This window comes from Streptomyces sp. MJM8645 (genome assembly GCF_001625365.1).
In the GTDB taxonomy this organism is placed as follows: domain Bacteria; phylum Actinomycetota; class Actinomycetes; order Streptomycetales; family Streptomycetaceae; genus Kitasatospora.
Genome location: NZ_LJJF01000001.1, coordinates 2,872,822 through 2,889,872, shown reverse-complemented (window position 1 = coordinate 2,889,872; position 17,051 = coordinate 2,872,822). Strand labels below are relative to the sequence as shown.

14 protein-coding genes and 1 tRNA gene are annotated in these 17,051 nt (G+C 73.0%); 13 read left to right on the top strand and 2 right to left on the bottom strand.

Annotation, left to right across the window (positions count from 1 at the left end):
• The first annotated feature begins 8 nt into the window (after nucleotides 1-8).
• The 6 genes from A6F73_RS12240 to A6F73_RS12215 all read left to right on the top strand — a co-directional run bounded on the left by A6F73_RS12240 (nucleotide 9) and on the right by A6F73_RS12215 (nucleotide 6,318).
• A complete protein-coding gene (locus A6F73_RS12240; RefSeq protein WP_063347827.1) occupies nucleotides 9-959 on the top strand; it encodes an ABC transporter substrate-binding protein in 951 nt (316 codons plus the stop codon).
• Nucleotides 960-987: 28 nt separating this feature from the next.
• A complete protein-coding gene (locus A6F73_RS12235) occupies nucleotides 988-2,073 on the top strand; it encodes an amino acid ABC transporter permease (RefSeq protein WP_079135627.1) in 1,086 nt (361 codons plus the stop codon).
• The gene (locus tag A6F73_RS12230) at nucleotides 2,070-2,861 is read left to right on the top strand and encodes an amino acid ABC transporter ATP-binding protein (protein WP_063347826.1); all 792 of its coding nucleotides are present in this window, start codon (nucleotides 2,070-2,072) and stop codon (nucleotides 2,859-2,861) included. Before A6F73_RS12235 ends, A6F73_RS12230 begins: the two co-directional genes overlap by 4 nt.
• 107 nt (nucleotides 2,862-2,968) lie before the next feature.
• Nucleotides 2,969-3,952: an ABC transporter substrate-binding protein gene (locus tag A6F73_RS12225; protein WP_063347825.1), complete on the top strand. Its 984-nt coding sequence runs from the start codon at nucleotides 2,969-2,971 to the stop codon at nucleotides 3,950-3,952.
• Nucleotides 3,953-4,050: 98 nt separating this feature from the next.
• Nucleotides 4,051-5,259, top strand: coding sequence for a serine/threonine-protein kinase (locus A6F73_RS12220; RefSeq protein WP_063347824.1), 1,209 nt, complete (start codon nucleotides 4,051-4,053; stop codon nucleotides 5,257-5,259).
• 207 nt (nucleotides 5,260-5,466) lie between these two features.
• Complete coding sequence (locus A6F73_RS12215) at nucleotides 5,467-6,318, top strand: fumarylacetoacetate hydrolase family protein (RefSeq protein ID WP_063347823.1); 852 nt, start codon at nucleotides 5,467-5,469, stop codon at nucleotides 6,316-6,318.
• Nucleotides 6,319-6,391: 73 nt separating this feature from the next.
• On the opposite strand, the gene A6F73_RS12210 is transcribed toward A6F73_RS12215, so the two are convergent.
• Entirely contained in the window at nucleotides 6,392-7,147 is a 756-nt protein-coding gene (locus A6F73_RS12210) for a TetR/AcrR family transcriptional regulator (RefSeq protein ID WP_079135626.1), read from the bottom strand.
• A 162-nt stretch (nucleotides 7,148-7,309) separates the two neighbouring features.
• On the opposite strand from A6F73_RS12210, the gene A6F73_RS12205 reads away from it, so the two are divergent.
• The 4 genes from A6F73_RS12205 (at nucleotide 7,310) to A6F73_RS12190 (ending at nucleotide 12,892) form a co-directional block, all read left to right on the top strand.
• Nucleotides 7,310-9,016, top strand: a complete 1,707-nt coding sequence (locus A6F73_RS12205; RefSeq protein WP_063347822.1) for a DUF885 domain-containing protein — start codon at nucleotides 7,310-7,312, stop codon at nucleotides 9,014-9,016.
• A 193-nt stretch (nucleotides 9,017-9,209) separates the two neighbouring features.
• On the top strand, nucleotides 9,210-10,736 hold the full coding sequence (locus A6F73_RS12200; protein ID WP_063347821.1) for an MFS transporter: 1,527 nt from the start codon (nucleotides 9,210-9,212) through the stop codon (nucleotides 10,734-10,736).
• An 84-nt stretch (nucleotides 10,737-10,820) separates the two neighbouring features.
• Nucleotides 10,821-11,735 carry a carbohydrate kinase family protein gene (locus tag A6F73_RS12195; protein WP_063351137.1) on the top strand — a complete coding sequence of 305 codons (915 nt, stop codon included), beginning with the start codon at nucleotides 10,821-10,823 and terminating at the stop codon, nucleotides 11,733-11,735.
• Nucleotides 11,736-11,851: 116 nt separating this feature from the next.
• Nucleotides 11,852-12,892: a serine protease gene (locus A6F73_RS12190; protein WP_107452868.1), complete on the top strand. Its 1,041-nt coding sequence runs from the start codon at nucleotides 11,852-11,854 to the stop codon at nucleotides 12,890-12,892.
• Nucleotides 12,893-13,001: 109 nt separating this feature from the next.
• On the opposite strand, the gene A6F73_RS12185 is transcribed toward A6F73_RS12190, so the two are convergent.
• A tRNA-Arg gene (locus A6F73_RS12185) sits at nucleotides 13,002-13,073 on the bottom strand.
• Between the two features lie 197 nt (nucleotides 13,074-13,270).
• On the opposite strand from A6F73_RS12185, the gene A6F73_RS12180 reads away from it, so the two are divergent.
• The 3 genes from A6F73_RS12180 to lysA all read left to right on the top strand — a co-directional run bounded on the left by A6F73_RS12180 (nucleotide 13,271) and on the right by lysA (nucleotide 16,913).
• A complete protein-coding gene (locus A6F73_RS12180; protein ID WP_063347820.1) occupies nucleotides 13,271-13,690 on the top strand; it encodes a response regulator in 420 nt (139 codons plus the stop codon).
• Between the two features lie 84 nt (nucleotides 13,691-13,774).
• Entirely contained in the window at nucleotides 13,775-15,436 is a 1,662-nt protein-coding gene (argS, locus tag A6F73_RS12175) for an arginine--tRNA ligase (protein ID WP_063347819.1), read from the top strand.
• Nucleotides 15,437-15,521: 85 nt separating this feature from the next.
• Nucleotides 15,522-16,913, top strand: coding sequence for a diaminopimelate decarboxylase (gene lysA / locus A6F73_RS12170; protein WP_063347818.1), 1,392 nt, complete (start codon nucleotides 15,522-15,524; stop codon nucleotides 16,911-16,913).
• The last annotated feature ends 138 nt before the right edge of the window (nucleotides 16,914-17,051 follow it).

The following is a 17,051-nucleotide window of genomic DNA, read 5'->3' as shown; positions in this document are numbered from 1 at the left end:
GGCCCCCCGTGAGAAGCACCACCGTCCGCCGCCGCCTGCTCGCGGCCACCGCCCTGCTGCCGGTGCTGGCGCTGGCCGCGTGCGGCTCGGACCCGAAGATCGCGGGCCCGGCGGGGGCGAGCGGGCCCGCCGCCACCGCCGTCTCCCAGGACGTCGTCTCCGGCCTCGCGAAGTCGGACGCCGCCGCCGCGCTGCTGCCCGAGGAGGTCCGCAAGGCCGGCACGCTGACCTTCGGCGCGTCCTTCGGCTCGCCGCCCACCGCCTTCTACGCCGACCAGGCCACCAAGAAGCCGGCCGGGATCGACGTGGACTTCACCGATGCGGTGGCCAGGCTGCTCGGGCTGACCGTGCAGCGCCAGGAGGCCGCCTTCGAGACCATCCTGCCCGCCCTGGACAGCGGCAAGTTCGACGTCGGCACCGGCAACTTCGGGGTCACCACGGCCCGGTTGAAGACCATCGACTTCGTCACCTACATCGACGACGGCCAGGGCTTCGCGGTCCGCAAGGACAACCAGGCCGTCCAGCCGGTCACCGACCTGCTCCAGCTCTGCGGGCTGACCATCGGCACCGGCGCCGGCACCACCTTCGAGACCACGCTGAACGCGAAGCGCACCGCCTGCACCGACGCCGGGAAGAAGCCGTACGAGGTCAAGGCGTTCAGCGACCCCGGGGCCGTGCTCACCGGCCTCCAGCAGGGCCGGGTCGACGTCCTGATGTCCACCATCAACGGCCTGCGCTACCAGGCCGCGCAGGAGGCCTCCGGGACGCGCTTCCTCGGCGAGTTCCACCGGTTGGACGTCGGCTTCGCGTTCAAGAAGGGCTCGAAGCTCACCCCGGCCTTCCAGGCGGCGGTCAACCAGCTGATCAAGGACGGGACGTACGAGCGGATCCTCAGGAAGTGGGGGGTCGCCGAATCGGCGATCAAGGAGTCCCTGATCAGCCCGCCCGAACACCAGTGATCCCCGGGTCTGCCGAAGGAGCCTCCCGATGACCGCCAGCACCACCGCGACGTCCCAAGCCCAAGCCCAGGCCCAGGCCCCGACCCCGGCTCGGGCCGAGCGGGCACCGGCGACCGGACCCGATCCCGGTCCGGGCTCCGGCCCCCGCCTGGACCTCGACGAACTGGCCGCTCTGCGGGCCGTCCCCGCCCGGCACCCCTGGCGCTGGGGGATCGGGGTCGCCGCCCTCGTCGTGCTCGCCCAGTTCGCCCACGGCCTGGCCACCAACCCCGGCTGGGACTGGGCCACCTTCCGGCTCTACTTCACCGCCGACACGATCGTCCAGGCGGTCGGCCGCACCCTCGAACTCACCGTCTACGGCACCGGGCTGGGCTTCCTGCTGGGCGCCGTGGTGGCCGCGATGCGGTTGTCCCGCAGCGCGATCCTCCAGTCCATCGCCTGGGCGTACGTGTGGGTGTTCCGCTCGATCCCGCTGATCGTCCAGCTGGTGTTCTGGTTCAACCTGTCGTACCTCTACAAGCGGTTCGGGATCGGCATCCCGTTCGGCCCGACCTTCGGGGACTTCGAGACGGTCGGCGTGCTGAGCGCGCTCGGCGCCGCCGTGCTCGGCCTCGGGCTGCACCAGGCCGCGTTCGCCGCCGAGATCATCCGCGGCGGCGTCATCGCGGTGGACGTCGGCCAGCGGGAGGCCGCCACCGCGCTCGGCATCCCGCGCTGGCGCCAGAGCTGGCGGATCGTGCTGCCGCAGGCGATGCGCGGCATCCTGCCGGCCGCCGCCAACGAGGTGATCTCGCTGCTCAAGGGCACCTCGGTGGTCTACGTGATGGCCATCGGCGAGCTCTTCTACCAGGCCCAGGTGGTCTACGGCCGGACCGGCCGGGTGGTGCCGCTGCTGATGGTCGCCACCGTCTGGTACGTGCTGCTGACCACGGTGCTGTCCATCGGCCAGTACTACGTCGAGCGCTACTTCGCCCGCGGCGCGCAGCGCACCCCGCCGCCCACCCCGCTCCAGCGCGCCCGGGCCTTCGTCCGGAGCCTGCCCGCCCGCACGCCGACCACCCGCACGCCGACCACCCGCGCGGCGACCGCCCGCACCACCGGAGGACGTCGATGACCACGCTCACCAAGACCGAACCGGCGGCCGCACCGATGGTGCAGGTCCGCGGCCTGCACAAGAGCTTCGGGCCACTGGAGGTGCTGCGCGGCCTCGATCTGGACGTCCCGGCCGGCTCGGTCACCGTGGTGCTCGGCCCGTCCGGCTCCGGCAAGTCCACGCTGCTGCGCGCGATCAACCACCTGGAGAAGCTCGACGGCGGCTACGTCGCCATCGACGGCGAGCTGATCGGCTACCGGCGCTCCGGCGACCGGCTGTACGAGCTCAAGGAGCGCGAGGTGCTGCGCCAGCGCACCCACATCGGCTTCGTGTTCCAGAACTTCAACCTGTTCCCGCACCTCACCGTGCTGGAGAACCTGGTCGAGGCGCCGATCGCCGCGCTGCGCCGCCCCCGGGCCGAGGCCAGGGCGACGGCGTTGGCGCTGCTGGAGCGGGTCGGGCTGGCGGACAAGGCCGCCGCGTACCCCCGGCAGCTCTCCGGCGGCCAGCAGCAGCGGGTGGCGATCGCCCGGGCGCTGGCCCTGGAGCCGAAGGTGCTGCTGTTCGACGAGCCCACCTCGGCGCTCGACCCGGAGCTGGTCGGCGAGGTGCTGGACGTCATCAAGGACCTCGCCCGGACCGGCACCACCATGATCGTGGTCACCCACGAGATCGGCTTCGCCCGCGAGGTCGCCGACACCGTCGTCTTCATGGACGGCGGCGTGGTGGTCGAGCAGGGCCCGCCGGCCGAAGTCCTGGACCGCCCCCGGCACGAACGCACCCGGGCCTTCCTCGCCAAGGTGCTCTGAGCCGAGGTGCTCTGAGCCGAGGTGCCCTGAGCCGAGGTGCCCTGAACCGAGGGCCTCCAGTCCTTCCCGCCGCTCCGAAACCCCCTTCACCGAGCAGGAGTTCCGCCATGCCCCTACCCCGTCGCGCCCTCGTGACCGCCGCCGGCGCGCTCGCCGCCGCCCTCGCCCTGACCGCCTGCGGCGGCGCGTCCTCGGGAGCCACGGCGGAACTCGCCCCGGCCAAGGGCAGCACCGCGCCGAACGGCGCCGTGGTGAATCTGACGGCCGACCAGAACCGGGTGACCACGGCCAAGGTCGACGCGATCGCGGCGCTCGTCCCGGAGGAGATCAGGAGGAGAGGGACCCTGGCCGTCGTCGACTCCCTCGGCACCACCCCGCCGCTGGACTTCTACGCCAACGACGACAGGACCATCATCGGCGTCGAGCCGGACATCGCCGCCCTGGTCGGCAACGTGCTCGGCCTCAAGGTCGAGTTCAACCCGGTCTCCTGGGAGAACATCTTCGTCGGCCTGGACAGCGGCAAGTACGACGTCGGCCTCTCCAACATCACCGTCACCGAGGCGCGCAAGGAGAAGTACGACTTCGCCACCTACCGGCTGGACGTCCTCGGTTTCGAGGCCAGGAAGGGCAGCGGCCTCAAGGTCACCGGCGCCAAGGACCTGGCGGGCAGGTCGGTGGGCGTCTCCTCCGGCACCAACCAGGAGAAGCTGCTGATCTCCTGGAGCGAGGAGAACACCAGGAACGGCCTCAAGCCGATCGACATCAAGTACTTCCAGGGCGCCGAGTTCTACCTGGCGCTCTCCTCCGGCCGGATCGACGCCTACGTCGGCCCCAATCCCAACCTGGCCTTCCACGTCGCGCAGACCGGCGAGACCGAGATCGTCGGCACCTACTCGGGCGGCGGCGCGGACGTCCTCGGCAAGATCGCCGCGACCACCCGCAAGGGCAACGGGCTGGTCCAGGCGCTCAACGGGGCGCTGAACGAGGTGATCAGGAACGGCAGTTACAGCCAGGTGCTCAAGCGCTGGGGCCTGGACAACGAGGCGGTGCCGACCTCCGAGGTCAACCCGCCCGGGCTGCCCAAGCCGTAGGGCCCGTCCGTTCACCCGTTCGCCGCCCCCCGCCGCTATGGTGACCCCTCCGATCCGACGGCGAACACCGCCCGGACACGGCGGACTTGGGGGAGGACATGCAGCAGGGGGAGGTGCTCGACGGCCGGTACCGGCTGGACGAGTGGCTGGGCAGGGGCGGCTTCGGGGTGGTCTGGAAGGCGACCGACCAGCGGCTCGACCGCGAGGTCGCGGTCAAGCTGCTGCTGGCGGAGCACGCCGCCGACCGGGAGGCCGTCGGGCGGTTCGTCCGCGAGGCCCGCACGGCCGGCGGCCTCTCCAATCCGCACATCGTGACCGTGTACGACTACGGCCTGGTCGCGACCGCCACCGGGGGGACCCACTACCTGGTGCTGGAACTGGTCCGCGGCCGGGCCCTGTCCGACATCCTCACGGACGGCGTCCCGGACCAGGAGGCCGCGCTGAAGTGGATGCGCCAGGTCTGCAAGGCGCTGGACGCCGCGCACCGCTCGGGCGTCGTCCACCGCGACATCAAGCCCGAGAACGTGATGGTCGACGCGGGCGGCAAGGCCAAGGTGCTGGACTTCGGCATCGCCCGGCTGCTCACCCAGTCCGCGGTGCTCACCTCCACCGGCAGCGTGGTCGGCACCGTCCCGTACCTGGCGCCCGAGTGCTGGTCCGGCGCCGCCGTGGACGGCCGGGCCGACCTCTACGCGCTCGGCGTCATGCTGTACGAACTCTGCACCGGGCGGCGCCCGTTCCGCGCCTCCTCGGCCGCCGAGTACATGTACAAGCACCTGGAGGAGACCCCGCCCCGGGTGCGCAGCACCGATCCGGCGCTGGCCGACCTGGTCGCCGGGCTGCTCGCCAAACGGCCCGCGGACCGGCCGGCCACCGCCGCCGAGGTGCTGGAACGGCTGCGCCGGATCCGGCCCGGGGTGCTCCGCCCGGACGACCCCAGCCCGGAGCAGCTGCGCCGCCGGGCCGACCAGGCCTGGCTACGCGGCGCGCAGGGCGCCCCCGGGGAGGCCGTCGAGATGCTCACCGCGCTCATCCCCGACCTCGCCCGGATCTGCGGCCCGGCCGACCCGCGCACCCTGCGCACCTGCCACGACCTGGCCCTGTGGCTGGCCCAGGACGGCAGCCCGGGCGCCGCCGTCGCGCTGCTGCGCGAGTTGGCCGCGGAGCCGGCCGCCGAACCGGACGTCCGGGCCGACGCGCTGCGCGACCTCGACCGCTGGCACCGGGAGGCCGCCCGGAGCGGGCCGGGCCGGCCGCGGGCGCTGAGCCTGGCCGGCCTGCTCGGCGGCGGTCCGCAGGGCGGCTGAGGGCCCTCGGTGCCGTACGGGCGGGAGGCTGTCAACCGTGCGGGCCGCTGATTCGGCGTCTGCGGCGACTGCGGGAATTGAGAGGAATCCGCCCACCGGGACGGTCTGGTTCACGGCCGGTGGCGTTGATATACCTCGTTGCCAGAGTCGGGTGCGGTGTCTTCGGCCGCCCCGGTGAGCTGCGACGAAAAGGCTGGTGACGGATCGATGAAGCTCCTCCGCGTCGGACCCCCGGGCGCCGAGCGCCCGGTCGTGCTGGGCCAGGACGGCATCGGGTACGACCTCTCCGGGCGTGCCCGGGACATTGACGGGGCCTTCCTGGCCGGGCTGGACACCGCCGCCCTGGCGCGGGACGTGGCCGCCGGGGCGCTGCCCCGGGTGGACCTCGCCGGGCAGCGGGTGGGCGCGCCGGTCGCGCGCCCGGGCAAGGTGGTCGGCATCGGGCTCAACTACCGCGACCACGCCGCCGAGGCCGGGGTCGCGCCCCCGGACGAGCCGGTGATCTTCCTCAAGCCGAGCTGCACCGTGGTCGGCCCGTACGACGAGGTGCTGGTGCCGCGTGGCGGCGAGAAGACCGACTACGAGGCCGAGCTGGCCGTCGTGATCGGCCGCACCGCCCGCTACCTGGCCGGGCACGAGGAGGCCGCGGCGGTGATCGCCGGCTACACGATCGCCAACGACGTCACCGAACGGGCCTTCCAGTTCGAGCGCGGCGGCCAGTGGGACAAGGGCAAGTCGGCGGAGACCTTCACCCCGCTGGGGCCCTGGCTGGTCACCGCGGACGAGGTGGCCGACCCGCAGCAGCTGCCGCTGTGGCTGTGGGTCAACGGCGGGCTGCGGCAGGACGGCAACACCGGCAAGATGATCTTCCCGGTGCTCGAACTGGTCCGCTACGTCAGCCAGTTCATGGTCCTGGAGCCGGGCGACGTGATCGTCACCGGCACCCCGGCCGGCGTCACCCTGGGCCACCCCGGCACGCCGTTCCTGGCCCCGGGCGACATCGTCGAGATCGAGATCGAGGGCCTCGGCCGCCAGCGGCAGGTCCTCGGCAAGGCGTAGGGCGTGCCTGACACTCCCTGACAACCCCGCCGGCGCGGCACCGGCCGCCCCGACCCCGGGCACGGGGGTCGGGTCACCGGGCCGCCAGCACCTCGCGCAGCCGCTCGGCCCGCGACGCCTGCGGCCCCTCCAGCGCGAGCAGCACGGCCAGCACCTGCGCGGTCTGCGGGTCGTGCAGCGCGGTCGCCGCCGCCATCGCCGTGAACTGGTCCACCAGCCAGTCGCGCAGCTCGTCCACCGGCAGCGTGCGCCCCTCGTCCAGCCAGGTCAGCGACGCGCCCTCGACCACCGCGATCCACGAGCGCACCAGCAGCGTCAGCCGGGGCCCGGCCTCCCGCACGCCGAGGTGCCGCAGGGTCCGCTTGAGCGCCGCCCGCCGGACGTCGTCGACGATCGCCGAGGTGCGGGCCGTCTCCACCACCGAACCGCCGCGCAGCAACGCCGAGTAGCCGGCGTCGTGCTCGGCCACGAAGGCGAAGTAGCCGTCCAGGACGGCCGCCAGCTGCTCGGACGGGGTCCCGGCCAGCGGGACGGTGAAGCGGCTGGTCAGCTCGTCGGCCGCGCTGCGCAGCGCGGCCTCGTACAGCTGCTGCTTGCCGCCCGCGAAGTAGCGGTAGACCAGCGGGCGGGAGGCCCCGGCGGCCTCGGCGACGTCGTCCAGGCCCACCTCCTCGGGCGGCCGGGCGGCGAACAGTTCCAGGGCGACCGCGATCAGCTGTTCGCGGCGCTGCTGCACCGGCAGCCGCCGGTAGCCGGTGCGGCGCGGGCGGGGGCCGGGTGCGGCCGGGGCGGGTACCTGGTCGGTTGCCGTGGCGGGGCGGGCTTCCATGGCGGTCAGCGTAATGGGCGTGGGCCCGATCGGATCCTGTCGCGCGCGGCGGTTTCCCGAACGTGTGTTTGCGTGGGTCCGCCCGGCGGCGGTCGGCCGGTGCATGTCACCGATCGCCCGGTAAAGGCTTGCAATCGGCCCCCGCCACGCCATGATGTCCGAATGGTTGAAGAACTGATCACCTCCGACGCCACCACCCCGCGCCGCGTCGCCGACGGTTACGTCCGGGCCCTGGCCGAACTCGACCCGCTGACCGCGGTCTACCTGGGGTTCAGCCCCGAGGACGACCGGCTGCCCGACCTCTCGCCGGCCGGCGCCGAGGCGATCGCCGACCTCGGCCGCCGCACCCTGGCGGCCCTCGCCGAGGCCGAACGCTCCGACGCCGCGCAGGACGAGGCGGAGCGCCGCTGCGCCCGCCTGCTGCGCGAGCGGCTGACCGCCTCCCTCGCCGTCCACGAGGCCGGGGAGAACTTCCGCGCGGTGCGCAACCTGGGCTCCCCGGTGCACGAGGTCCGGGACGTCTTCACCCTGATGGGGACGGACACCGAGGCCGAGTGGCAGGTGGTCGGCCGCCGGCTGGCCCGCGTGCCGCTCGCGCTGGCGCAGTACCGGGAGACGCTGGCCGCCGGCATCGAGCGCGGCCTGCTGTCCGGCCCGCGCCAGGTGGCCACCGTGGTCGGGCAGCTCGGCGAGTGGCTGGAGGGGGACGTGCCCGGCGGCTGGTTCGGCGCGTTCGTCCAGGGCGCGCCGGAGGGCCTGCGCGCCGAGCTGTCCGGGCCCGCGCTGGCCGCCGGGGAGGCGTTGGCCGCCCTGCGCGACTGGCTGCGCGACGTCTACGGCCCGGCCGCCGCCGACACCTCCGACACCACCGGCCGCGAGCGCTACCGCCGCTTCGTCCGCTTCTGGACCGGCTCCGACCTGGACCTGGACGAGGCCTACGCATGGGCCTGGGGCGAGTTCCGCGACCTGCTCGCGCAGATGGAGGCCGAGGCCGAGAAGGTCCGCCCCGGCGCCGGCCCGATGGCGGCGATGAAGTGGCTGGAGGCGGACGGCCCGGCCGTGGAGGGCGCCGAGGCCACCCGGGTGTACCTCCAGGAGCTGATGGACCAGGCGGTCCGGGACCTCCAGGGCACCCACTTCGACCTGGCCGAGCCGATCACCCGGGTCGAGTCGAGGATCGCCCCGCCCGGCAGTGCGGCCGCGCCGTACTACAGCGCGCCCTCGCTGGACTTCAGCCGTCCCGGGCGGACCTGGCTGCCGGCGCTCGGCCGGGAGCGCTTCCCGGTCTGGGACCTGGTCTCCACCTGGTACCACGAGGGCGTCCCGGGCCACCACCTGCAGCTCGCGCAGTGGAACTACGTCGCGGACCGGCTCTCCACCTACCAGGTCAGCCTGGGCGGGGTGAGCGCCAACCTGGAGGGCTGGGCGCTGTACGCCGAGCGCCTGATGGACGAGCTCGGCTACCTCACCGACCCGGGCCACCGCCTCGGCTACCTCAACGCGCAGATGATGCGCGCGCTGCGGGTGATCGTCGACATCGGCATGCACGCGGGCCTGGACTTCCCGGCCGACTCCCCGTACCTGCCGGGCGAGCCGGTCAGTCCGGAGGCGGCCCGGGAGTTCTTCGGCCGGTACTGCGGCCTGACCCCCGACTACCTGGACAGCGAGCTGGTCCGCTACCTGGGCATGCCCGGCCAGGCGATCGGCTACAAGCTGGGCGAGCGCGCCTGGCTGCGCGGCCGGGCGGCGGCGCGGGCGGCGCACGAGGCGCGCGGCGAGGAGTTCGACCTCAAGGCCTGGCACATGGCGGCGCTCTCGCAGGGCTCGCTGGGGCTGGACGACCTGGTCGAGGAGCTGTCCGCGCTGTAGGTCGGCCGCTGGCCGCTGGCCGCCGGCCCCGGGCCTCGTCCGCGAGTCCCGGGGCCGCTGGTCCTTTGGCCCGAAAAGGTCGATTTGGTGAGGTTTTTCCTTGCCATCCGTCCGTGCGGGAGCTTCGCTTGAAGGCGACTGCGTGACTTCCCCGACTGCGTGACCCCTCCGTACCCCTCCGGAAGGCTGACCAGTGTCTGCGCGAACCGCCACCGGTCATGAGAACGCGGACAGCCGCCGCTGGTGGGCGCTGGCGGTCATCGCCGTCGCCCAGCTCATGATCGTCCTCGACGTCACCATCGTGAACATCGCGCTGCCGTCGGCCCAGCGGGACCTGGGCATCTCCGACGCCGACCGGCAGTGGGTGATCACCGCCTACACGCTCGCCTTCGGCGGCCTGCTGCTGCTCGGCGGACGGCTGGGCGACCTCTTCGGCCGCAAACGCGTCTTCACCGTCGGCCTGCTGGGCTTCGCCGCCGCCTCCGCCCTCGGCGGCTCGGCGGACGGCCCGGCCATGCTCTTCGGCGCCCGCGCCCTCCAGGGCGGGTTCAGCGCCCTGCTCGCCCCCTCGGCCCTGGGACTGCTCTCCACCACCTTCACGGACCCCAGGGAGCGCAGTACGGCCTTCGGCGTCTTCGGCGCGATCGCCGCCGGCGGCTCCGCGCTCGGCCTGATCCTGGGCGGGCTGCTGACCGAGTACCTGGACTGGCGCTGGTGCCTGTTCGTCAACGTCCCGATCGCCGCCGCCGCGGCCCTCGCGGCCACCGGCCTCCTGGAGCGCGACCACGCCGCCAGGGGGCGCCGGGTCCGGCTCGACCTGCCCGGCGCGCTGCTCGGCTGCGGCGGCCTGCTGGCGATCGTCTTCGGCACCTCCGAGGCCGTCACCCGGACCTGGGGCGACGGGCTGGTGCTCGGCTCGCTGGCCCTCGGCCTGGCGCTGCTCGCGGTGTTCGTCCTGGTCGAGAGGCGCACCGCGCACCCGCTGCTGCCGCTGCACATCGTCGCCGACCGCAACCGCGGCGGCGCCGCCCTCTCGGTCGGCCTGGCCATGATCGGCATGTTCGGCCTGTTCCTCTTCCTCACCTACTACCTCCAGGTCATCAAGCACTTCTCGCCGGTGCTGTCGGGCGTCTCCTTCCTGCCCATGACGGCCGCCATCGTGCTCAGCTCGACCGGCTTCGCGGCCCGGCTGATGACCAGGGTGCCGACCCGGAACCTGGTCTGCCCCGGGCTGCTGCTCGCCGCGGCCGGCATGGCCTGGTTGACCCGGATGACGGTGGACAGCCCGTGGGCCGGCACGGTGCTGCCCGCCGAACTGCTGCTCGGCTCCGGCATGGGCCTGGTCTTCATGCCGTCGATGAACCTGGCCACCCTCGGGGTCTCCCCGCGCGAGGCGGGCGCGGCCTCGGCCACCATCAACTCGGCCCAGCAGGTGGGTGGTTCGTTCGGCACGGCGCTGCTGAACACGGTCGCGGCCAGTGCCACCGCGTCGTTCCTGGCGACCCGGATCGCCTCGTCGCCGGTGGTGCGGGCCCAGGCCACGGTGCACGGCTACGTGGTCGCGAACTGGGTGTCGACGGGCGTCCTGCTGCTGGCCGCGCTGATCGCCTTCCGGGTGATCGACCACCGGCCGGCGCCCGCCGTGACGACCGTCGCCCCGGTCGAGGTGCAGGCGGGGGCCCACCCGGCCGTCCCGGCAGAGCCCCGACGAGAACCCTGAAATTTTCAGCAAGACCTTGCAGTCAACCTCCGGCGCCTGCTTGACTCCTGGCCACCGTCCAGGGGCCAAGGAGGCGCCGTCGTGCTGCCCGAGTTCGACCTGCTCGTCGTCGGCGGTTCCGGCGTCGACACCATCGTCCGGGTGGACCGGCTGGAGGTCCCGCCCGGCGACTCGCTGTTCGTCGGACCCGTCCGCGACTACGTCGGCCACACCGGCAACGGCGTCGCCCTCGGCGCCCACCGCCTCGGCCTGCGCACCGCCTTCCTGGACTTCCTCGGCGACGACCCGCAGGGCGCCCTGGTCCGCGCCTGCTACGAGCGCCACGGCCTGCACTTCGCGCACCTGGTGAGCCCGCACGGCACCCCGCGCGGGGTCAACCTGGTGGACGCCGCCGGCCGCCGGTTCTCCTTCTTCGACGGCCGCCACCCCGCCGACCTGCGGCTGCCGCCCGAGTTCTACCTGCCGTACGCGCGGCGCAGCCGGCACGTCCACCTCTCCATCACCGGCGTCAACCGGGACATGTACGCCGACCTCCACCGGCTCGGCCGCACCACCTCCACCGACCTGCACGACTGGGACGGCACCAACCCGCACCACCGCGACTACGCGCTCGGCTCGGATCTGGTGTTCCTCTCGGTGGCCGGCTGCCGCGGCCGGCACGAGCAGGTGATGCGCGCGATCCTCGCCGAGGGCCGCGCCGGTGTCGTCACCGCCACCGCGGGCGCCGACGGCTGCTACCTGCTCACCCGCGACGACGACGAGGTGCACCACCTCCCGGCCGTCGACCCGGGCCGCCCGGTGGTGGACACCAACGGCGCCGGGGACGCCTTCGTCGCGGGCTTCCTCGCCTCCTGGTTCCGGGGTCGCCCGCCGCTGGAGTGCGCCCGGGCCGGCTCGGTCGCCGGTGCCTTCACCTGCACCGTCGCCGGGACGCACACCGTCTTCATCGGAGCCGAGGAACTGGGGAGCGCGCTGAACCGCTTACGCGCCGACGGGTGAGCTTTTTCTCATGGATATCCCAGCCGCCGGTAACGACCTTTCCAGGCTGAAACGGCATAGTCGTTGATCGCACGCAGCCCCCGGGAAACCGTCGATCACTGGCAGGAGAGACAGACATGGGTCAGCACAGCCGCCCGACGTCGCGCCGCCGCCGCAGCCTTCTGGGGCCGACCCTGTTCACCGCGCTCTCGGCGGTGGTGGTGGCCGCCGTGGTCACCGGCACGCACGGGCTGAGCCTGTCCGACGCGACGGCCGCCGGGAAGGCGGCCCGCAGCTCCCGGGCCGCCGTCGCGCCGGCCGCGACCGCGCCCGCGTCCGAGGCGCCCGCCGCACCCGCACCGGTCGACGCCCCCGCTCCGACCGACAGCCCCTCCGCCGCCCCGACGGACGGCCCGACGGGCGGCCCGACCGACAGTGCGGGCGCCGGCGCGAGCGCCGACCCGGGCAGCACCCCGGCGGCCACCCCGACGCCCTCCGCGCGGGCCACCCCCGACACCCGCGGCGTCGTCCTCGGCACCACCGCCACCGCCGCCGCCACCCCCGAAGCGGCCACCGTGGGCGCGCTGTTCAGCGGCGCCGCGGCGGCCGGCAACCACTTCTGCACCGCCAGCGTGCTGCACAGCCCCGGCGGCAACCTGCTGCTGACCGCCGCGCACTGCCTCGGCAGCGCCGGCGGCGTCACCTTCGTCCCCGGCTACCGGGACGGCTCCGCCCCGTACGGCAGCTGGCAGGTCACCGCGGTCCACACCACCACCGGCTGGTCCCAGAAGGGCGACCAGGACGAGGACTTCGCCATCCTGGAGACGGCCCCGAACAACGGCCGCAACGTCGAGGACGTGGTCGGCGGCAACCGGCTCGGCGCCGACGAGCCCTTCGGCGCCACCGTCCGCCTCTACGGCTACCCCGGCGACGCCGAGGAGCCCATCCTGTGCACCAACACCACCGGCCGGCAGAGCACCTACCAGCGCGTCATCGACTGCCCCGCCTACCCGTCCGGCACCAGCGGCGGCCCCTGGATCAACGTCGCCACCGGCGACGTGGTCGGCGCCATCGGCGGCTACCAGCAGGGCGGCGACAGCGACGACGCGTCCTACAGCGCCTACTTCGACCACACCATCGCCGGGCTGGTCTCCCAGGTCGAGGGCACCTCGTCCTGAGCCCGGCCGGGCCCGCAGCGCGCGCCGCCGACCGGGCCCGGACATGACGAAGGCCCAGATCTGTGGATCAACTCCACTGATCTGGGCCTCAGTTGCACTTCTTGCGAAGTGCCCCCGGTAGGATTCGAACCTACGCACCCGCCTCCGGAGGGCGGTGCTCTATCCCCTGAGCTACGGGGGCCTGCTCGATGTCGTCGGCGTTTCGGCCTCCGACGTGAAGAACACTACCAGGCTCCGGGCGTGGTCCGTGCACGGGTTTGCGGCGGGGGAGCAGGAGCGGGTGCGGGGTGCGTCGGCGGCGGGCGGCGGGGGCGGTGGAAGTGCCCAAAGGCCGGACGGGGCGGCGGGGGCGCCGATACCCTCGGTGAGGTGTCGGGAGTGTCCGGGCGGGTCCTCGTGGTGGACGACAGCGAGGTGATCCGCCAGCTGATCAGGGTCAACCTGGAGCTTGAGGGCTTCGAGGTGGTGACCGCCGCCGACGGCGCCGAGTGCCTGGAGGTGGTCCGCCGGGTGAAGCCGGACGTGGTGACGCTGGACGTGATGATGCCGCGCCTGGACGGCCTGCGGACGGCGGCCCGGCTGCGCGCGACCCCGGGGACCAGCCGGCTGCCGATCGCGATCGTGAGCGCCTGCACCCCGGCCGATCTGGACCTGGGGGAGGCCGTCGGGGTGGACGGCTACCTCGGCAAGCCCTTCGACCCGGCCGATCTGGTGGCGCTGGTGCGGCGGCTGATGACCCTGGGCGGACAGCCGAGCGGGTTTCGCCCTGAGCGAACAGAGCGGACGGATCGAGGCTGACACCGCTGACGGGAGCGCCCGCGGGCGTCCCGACCGGCAAACCGGGTGGCGGGCGGGTACCCCGTCTCGCCTACGCTTGGCGTCGTGACACCCGCAGAGCTTTCCCAGGCAGTCCAGGCCGCAGTGAGCGCCGCCGTCGAGGCGGGCGAGCTGACCGTCGCCGTGCCCGAGCACGTGACGGTCGAGCGACCCAAGAACAGGGACCACGGCGACTACGCGATCAACGTGGCCCTCCAGCTCGCCAAGGCGGCCGGCCGCCCGCCGCGAGCCGTGGCGGAACTGCTGGCCGACCGCCTGCGAGGGATCACCGGCGTCGCCAAGGTCGACATCGCCGGGCCGGGCTTCCTGAACATCACCATGGACGCCGCGACCCAGGGCGCGCTGGCGCGCACCATCGTCGAGACGGGCGAGGCCTACGGACGCAACGAGGCGCTCAAGGGCCTGAAGATCAACCTGGAGTTCGTCTCCGCCAACCCGACCGGCCCGATCCACATCGGCGGCGTCCGCTGGGCCGCCGTCGGCGACTCGCTGGCGCGCGTGCTGCGGGCCAGCGGCGCCGACGTCACCACCGAGTACTACCTGAACGACGCCGGCGTGCAGATCTCCAAGTTCGCCGGCTCGCTGAAGGCCGCCGCGAACGGTCAGCCCGTCCCCGCCGACGGCTACGTGGGCGAGTACATCGGCGACATCGCCAAGGCCATCACCGACGGCGTCCCGGGCGTGCTCGACCTGCCCGACGCCGAGCAGCTGGAGGCCTTCCGCACCGAGGGCCTCAAGCTCATGGTGGCCGAGATCCAGCGCTCGATGCAGGAGTTCGGCACCCACTTCGACGTCTGGTTCTCGGAGAAGTCGCTGCACGACTCCGGCGCGGTCGAGAAGGCCATGGACCGGCTGCGCGAGCAGGGCCACGTCTTCGAGCAGGACGGCGCGGTCTTCCTGCGCACCACCGACTTCGGCGACGACAAGGACCGCGTCCTGGTCAAGGCCGACGGCGAGACCACCTACTTCGCCGCCGACGCCGCGTACTACCTGTCGAAGCGGGACCGCGGTGCCGAGGTCTCCGTCTACATGCTGGGCGCCGACCACCACGGCTACGTCAACCGGCTGAAGGCCATCGTGGCCTGCGCGGGCGACGACATGGACCGCAACATCGAGGTCAAGATCGGCCAGTTCGTGAAGATGCTTCGCGACGGCGAAGAGGTCCGCATGTCCAAGCGGGCCGGCAACATCATCACGATCGACGACGTGATCGAGTGGATCGGCGTGGACGCCGCCCGCTACACCCTGACGCGGTCCCCCACGGACTCCACCATCACGCTCGACATCAACGTGCTGACCAGCCAGTCCAACGAGAACCCGGTCTACTACGTCCAGTACGCGCACACCCGGATGTGCGGTGTGGCCCGCAAGGCCGCGCAGCTCGGCGTCGACAAGGGCGCGGCGCAGGACTTCAAGCCCGAGCTGCTCGCCACCGTGTGGGAGAACGACATCCTCGGCGCCCTCGGCGAGTTCCCGCGGATCCTGGCCACGGCCGGCGAGCTGCGCGAGCCGCACCGGGTCGCCCGCTACCTGGAGGACCTGGCGGGCAAGTACCACCGCCTGTACGAGAACTGCATGTTCCTGCCCAAGGGCGACGAGGAGCTCACGGACACGCACCGCGCCCGGCTCTGGCTGGTCGAGGCCACGCGAACGGTGATGGCCAACGGCCTGACGCTCCTGGGCGTCACGGCGCCCGAGCGGATGTAGGCACCACCCCCAAGTGCGCAGCGGGGGCGGCTGACGGTCAACGGAGACCGTCGCCGCCCCTCGCCATAGGTCAAGGAAGCAGGACATGTCTCGCTCCGCACACCCCGCAGGCCCCCGTCACGGTGACGTGCTGCCCGAGGGCCACTACTCCGCCCCGCCGGCCGACCTGAACGCGCTCGACCCCAAGGTCTGGTCGTGCACCGTCGCCCGCGACGCCGAGGGCGTGGCCACCGTCGGCGGGATCGACGTCAAGTCCCTGGCGGCCGAGTTCGGCACGCCGGCCTACGTGCTCGACGAGGACGACTTCCGGGCCCGGGCGCGGGCCTGGCGCGACGCCTTCGGCACCGAGGCGGACGTCTTCTACGCCGGCAAGGCGTTCCTCTCCAAGGCGATCGTGCGCTGGCTGCACGAGGAGGGCCTGAACCTCGACGTGTGCAGCTCCGGCGAGCTGACGGTGGCGCTGGCCGCCGGGATGCCGCCGCAGCGGATCGCGCTGCACGGCAACAACAAGACGGCGGACGAGCTCGAACACGCGGTGAAGACCGGCGTCGGGCGCATCGTGGTCGACTCCTACGAGGAGATCGAGCGGCTGGCCGCCATCACGGCCCGCCAGGGCGTCCGCCAGCAGGTGCTGATCCGGATCACCGTCGGTGTCGAGGCGCACACCCACGAGTTCATCGCCACGGCGCACGAGGACCAGAAGTTCGGGCTGTCGCTGGGCAACGGGTCTGCCGCCGAGGCGGTGCGCCGGGTGCTCGGGCACGAGGGCCTGGAGCTGCGCGGCATCCACTCGCACATCGGCTCGCAGATCTTCGACACCGCCGGTTTCGAGGTGGCCGCCCGCCGGGTGGTCGGCCTGCTGGCCGAGATCCGCGACGAGCACGGCGTCGAGCTGCCCGAGATCGACCTGGGCGGCGGCCTGGGCATCGCGTACACCAGCGAGGACGACCCGCGCGAGCCGGCCGAGATCGCGGCCGCGCTGGCCGACATCGTGCGCCGCGAGTGCGCCGCCGCGAACCTGGACACCCCCCGGCTGAGCGTGGAGCCGGGCCGGGCGATCGTCGGCCCGACGGCGTTCACGCTGTACGAGGTCGGCACCGTCAAGCCGCTGGAGGGCCTGCGCACCTATGTCAGCGTGGACGGCGGGATGTCCGACAACATCCGGACCGCGCTGTACGACGCCGAGTACTCGGTGGCCCTGGTGTCGCGCCGCAGCGACGCCGAGCCGATGCTGGTGCGGGTGGTCGGCAAGCACTGCGAGTCCGGCGACATCGTGGTCCGGGACGCCTTCCTGCCGGCCGACCTGGCCCCGGGCGACCTGATCGCGGTGCCTGCCACCGGCGCGTACTGCCGCTCGATGGCGAGCAATTACAACCACGCCCTGAAGCCTCCCGTGCTGGCCGTCAAGGACGGTGCCGCGCGGGTGATCGTCCGGCGCGAGACGGAGGAGGATCTCCTGCGTCTCGATATCGGATGACGAAATCCTTGTCTCAGATCATGGAACGACCGTAGATCCGTGCGGGAAGTCCCCGAGACTGGTACGGACCGAAGTTCCCGGCGGCCCCCAGAATCCCGCCGGAATTACCGAAGCACGAAGAATGCAGAGCGGAGTCGG

What these genes read in the sequence shown, in the direction of transcription:
- A6F73_RS12235 (WP_079135627.1), top strand. Translation starts at nt 988, where the DNA reads ATGACCGCCAGCACCACCGCGACGTCCCAAGCCCAAGCCCAGGCCCAG.
- A6F73_RS12230 (WP_063347826.1), top strand. Translation starts at nt 2,070, where the DNA reads ATGACCACGCTCACCAAGACCGAACCGGCGGCCGCACCGATGGTGCAG.
- A6F73_RS12225 (WP_063347825.1), top strand. Translation starts at nt 2,969, where the DNA reads ATGCCCCTACCCCGTCGCGCCCTCGTGACCGCCGCCGGCGCGCTCGCC.
- A6F73_RS12220 (WP_063347824.1), top strand. Translation starts at nt 4,051, where the DNA reads ATGCAGCAGGGGGAGGTGCTCGACGGCCGGTACCGGCTGGACGAGTGG.
- A6F73_RS12215 (WP_063347823.1), top strand. Translation starts at nt 5,467, where the DNA reads ATGAAGCTCCTCCGCGTCGGACCCCCGGGCGCCGAGCGCCCGGTCGTG.
- A6F73_RS12210 (WP_079135626.1), bottom strand. Translation starts at nt 7,147, where the DNA reads ATGGAAGCCCGCCCCGCCACGGCAACCGACCAGGTACCCGCCCCGGCC.
- A6F73_RS12205 (WP_063347822.1), top strand. Translation starts at nt 7,310, where the DNA reads ATGGTTGAAGAACTGATCACCTCCGACGCCACCACCCCGCGCCGCGTC.
- A6F73_RS12190 (WP_107452868.1), top strand. Translation starts at nt 11,852, where the DNA reads ATGGGTCAGCACAGCCGCCCGACGTCGCGCCGCCGCCGCAGCCTTCTG.
- lysA (WP_063347818.1), top strand. Translation starts at nt 15,522, where the DNA reads ATGTCTCGCTCCGCACACCCCGCAGGCCCCCGTCACGGTGACGTGCTG.